A 3,618-nucleotide genomic window follows, 5' to 3' on the forward strand; every position below is an offset into this window, starting at 1 on the left:
CGAACACGAGGCCCTACACGCGATGACCCACCCGGTCACCGCACCCCTGAAAACCAGCTAACCAACTCTCCACCAAACCCGGGGCTTGACAACGTGCCGCAGGTGCGATCCGGCAACACCAAGCTCGCATCCGTCATCACCGAGGCCGGCATGTCGCACGCCGAGGTGGCCCGCGCCTTCCTCCGCGTCGCGCAGGAGTGCAACGCCCAAGAGTTCGCAGGCGTTGGCCGCTCCCACGTCTCACACTGGGTAGCGGGCTCCAAGCCCTCCGGGCGGGCACCCATGCTGCTGTGTGAGGCGCTGTCGCGGAAGCTTGGCCGAGTGGTCACCCTTGATGAGATCGGGTTGCCGAGTCCGTCGCTGTCCTCCAAGGACATGCTCGGATGGCGAGTCGATACGCTGGCGGCGCTAACTGAGATCGGAAGAGTCGACGTGGACGCTGAACGCAGACGCGTTCTCAGCACTGCCGCTTACTCGCTCGCCGCGCTGGCGCTGCCCTCTGAACGCTGGTGGCCGCGAATGGTCGAACGTGGCCGGGCACGTGGCGCAGCCGGCGGAATGACCGTCAGCCGGGGCGACGTCGAGGCAGTGCACGACATGATGTCTCTCTTTTCCCGCGTCGACCAACGACGGGGCGGTGGACATGCACGCTCGGCAGTCGTCCAATATCTCACATCCGACGTGACGAGCTATCTGTGCGGACGCTACCCGGACGACTCTCTGAGACGGGACATGTTCACCGCTGCCAGCGAGCTTTCCTACCTCGCCGGCTGGATGGCGTTCGACAACGGCGAACACAACGTGGCTCAGCACTACTTCAACGTTGCAGTCAAGCTGGCGGCGGAAGCCGACAATCCGGCGATGGCAGGCCATGTGCTGCGCGCGATGGCGCACCAGGCCATCGACCTCGGACACCAGAAACGCGCTCTCAACCTCGCCTCGGCTTCAGTAGACGGCGAACGGTACGAAGCTGCATCTCCACGAGAGCGTGCCTTGCTCGGGGTCGTATATGCACGCGCGTTGGCTGTCAACGGCGAAGGGCAGAGCGCCGCTCGTGCACTTCTTCGGGCCGAAGATGACCTAGCTACCGCCACCAGCGGAGATGACGAGCCCGGTCGGGTCTTCTTCTTCGGGGAAGCGAGCTTGGCGCATGAGACAGCCTGCGCGCTGCGCGACACCGGCGATGCGGCCGGAGCGACAGCTCAGTTTCTCCGCAGCGTGAAAACCCGCAAGGCGTCAGCCTTCACTCGAACCCATGCCGTGACGCTCGGATATCTGGGAGCCGTTCAAGCCAAACAGGGCGAGATTGAAGAAGCCTGCACGACATGGTCGCGTGCGCTCGATGCCATGGAAGGCGTCCGGTCCGGCCGCACACGCCAGGTCGCCGCCGAGATGCGTGCCATCCTCTCTCCGTACAGACGCCGGAGCGTCCGAAGAGTCCAAGACGTGGACACCCGCGCCAAGAACTATCTTTCAACTTTCGCCTAAACGGTCAGCAGCAGAAGGAGAGGCGGGAATGGCAGCCGAGAATTTCACCGTGGAGCCCATTGCGTGGGTTGTAGGCGGAAGATCCGAGCCCACGGATGACTATTGGGGCGCAAGCCGGGCCGTTATCCGAATCGATGAAAATCGGTTCACCCCGGCGTCCGTGAAGGGGTTAGAGGAGTTTTCTCACCTTGAGATCGTGTTTCGGTTCCATCTCACTGACCCAACCGATCTAAACCTCGGAGCACGCCAGCCCAGGGACAACCCGGAGTGGCCCGAGGTGGGAATCTTCGGCCACCGCAACATGCGTCGCATCAACTGGTTGGGTGTGTCTCGATGCCGCCTCGTCAAGGTTGACGGCCTCGACCTGCACGTTGAAGAGTTGGACGCTGTGGACGGCACGCCCGTGTTGGACATCAAGCCCTGGTTCTCAGAGTTTGGCCCACGCGGCGATGTCACTCAGCCCACCTGGTCGACCCAGATGCTCGGGCTGTACTTCGCGGACCCCGAAGCGGCCCAGGCAGAACAGCCGCCGAACTGAGCCCACTAGGTCCACTCGCTCACGACTCATGGTCGCGCATCGCGATCACTAGGTCCACGCACAGGCAGCGAGCGCACGGAGGGCCTTGCTACGCTCCAGCGGGCTTGGGCGGAGAATCAGGTGTGAAGGGTTCTCGTGTAGGCAACGCGAAGGTCCCGCCGGACGTTGCGCCCAGCAGGGGCTTCGCTTTCGTCCCCTGCGCTTTCGGGGCACGAGCTAACATGCTGGACGGCGCTGGAGACGGCAGGCCGGCACGAGTTCTACGACTGCGAGGATCAGGGTGGGCGAGAAATTCGGCGATATTGCCCTTACGGGATCATTCCCCCTCGCAGTTCTCGTGTCTCTACTCGCAGGGCTGGCAGGCTTTCTGTCGCCTTGCGTGTTGCCTCTCGTCCCCGGCTATGTGGCATACGTCACCGGCTTGACGGGGCGTGATCTAGAGCAGCGGCACCGGGGCCGCGTCATCGCCGGCTCACTGCTCTTCATCGCAGGCTTCTCGCTCGTCTTTGTCACAACTCTCGTCATGGGTTCCCAAGTTGGCAAAGTGCTGTTTATTCATCAACGGTCTATCGAGATCGTCGGCGGCCTGCTCGTCGCGACGCTAGGCGTTGTCTACATGGGAGTCATTCCACGCCTTCAGAGCGAGTGGCGCATCAGCAAATTGCCACCTGCGGGCGTCTGGGCAGCACCGGCTGTTGGCATCGTCTTCGCACTTTCATGGACTCCGTGCGTCGGTCCAACGCTCGGAGCGGTCATGCAACTTGCAATCGTGAACGGCACCGAGCAGCGCGCCGTAGTGCTCGCCGCAGCGTATTGTTCAGGAATCGGCATCCCCTTCCTTCTCTTTGCAATCTTCTTTCGCCGCCTGCTGGGATTGTTCCGATTTATCCGCAAGCACAATGGGATTGTCTCCAAGGTAGGCGGAACGCTGCTCATCCTCATTGGAGTAGCTTTGGCCACGGGGGCGTGGAACTCTTTTACCATCTGGTTAAGGGTCACGTTCTCGGCCGTCGACACTCTCGTCTGAACCGAAGTTTCCGGTCACCTGCAAGTGCGTCCTGGTCAGTTATACGCACTTCAAGGAGTGTCGCCTTTCCGTCACCACACCCCCACTCTCGGCGACCAATGGGTTGCGCTGTGCAACTTTCGCGTCTACGGTCGGTAGCGCATCGACACCCATCCACGGGAGGACTCATGGGTAAGTTCGTGCTGCGGCGACTCCGATCGGCAACCCTGGCGGCGCTTGCCACCACCGCCGTGACGCTTAGCGCCGTGCCAATCGCGGCGCAGGCTTCATCGGACGACTACTCCGCACTCGCCGGGGGCGGGTGCGTCACTTCAACGCAGAACAGTTGGAACGTGGGCGTCTGCTCCTCCGACAACGGCGCAACCGTCTTCGGGGACCTCTACGTGAACAGCCGCGGAAGCCTTGGCAGCAGTTGCTATGTCAACTACAAGATCCTCGACATCAAGGCCGGCAGCTTCGTGGCGGACAGTGGGTCTGTCAAGTTAACGGCTGATCTTGGTTGTTGAGGTGGTCAGTGGTTGGCCGGGGTGAGCCGGCCTTCGAAGGCGATCTGGAAGGCGTTCAG

Annotated in this window: 4 protein-coding genes; all 4 read left to right on the forward strand. The window is 62.3% G+C overall.

The annotated features are described in order from the left end of the window. The first annotated feature begins 102 nt into the window (after positions 1-102). Positions 103-1,488 carry a Tat pathway signal protein gene (locus AB0H28_RS29935; protein ID WP_358047468.1) on the forward strand — a complete coding sequence of 462 codons (1,386 nt, stop codon included), beginning with the start codon at positions 103-105 and terminating at the stop codon, positions 1,486-1,488. A 28-nt stretch (positions 1,489-1,516) separates the two neighbouring features. Beyond that, positions 1,517-2,026 (forward strand): SAM-dependent methyltransferase, encoded by a 510-nt coding sequence (locus AB0H28_RS29940; protein WP_358047471.1) that lies wholly within the window; start codon positions 1,517-1,519, stop codon positions 2,024-2,026. A gap of 280 nt (positions 2,027-2,306) precedes the next feature. Continuing rightward, positions 2,307-3,053 carry a cytochrome c biogenesis protein CcdA gene (locus AB0H28_RS29945; protein WP_358047474.1) on the forward strand — a complete coding sequence of 249 codons (747 nt, stop codon included), beginning with the start codon at positions 2,307-2,309 and terminating at the stop codon, positions 3,051-3,053. A gap of 167 nt (positions 3,054-3,220) precedes the next feature. Further along, the gene (locus AB0H28_RS29950; protein ID WP_358047477.1) at positions 3,221-3,559 is read left to right on the forward strand and encodes a hypothetical protein; all 339 of its coding nucleotides are present in this window, start codon (positions 3,221-3,223) and stop codon (positions 3,557-3,559) included. Positions 3,560-3,618 lie beyond the last annotated feature (59 nt).

Source organism: Micromonospora sp. NPDC050980, from assembly GCF_040653835.1.
GTDB lineage: Bacteria > Actinomycetota > Actinomycetes > Mycobacteriales > Micromonosporaceae > Micromonospora.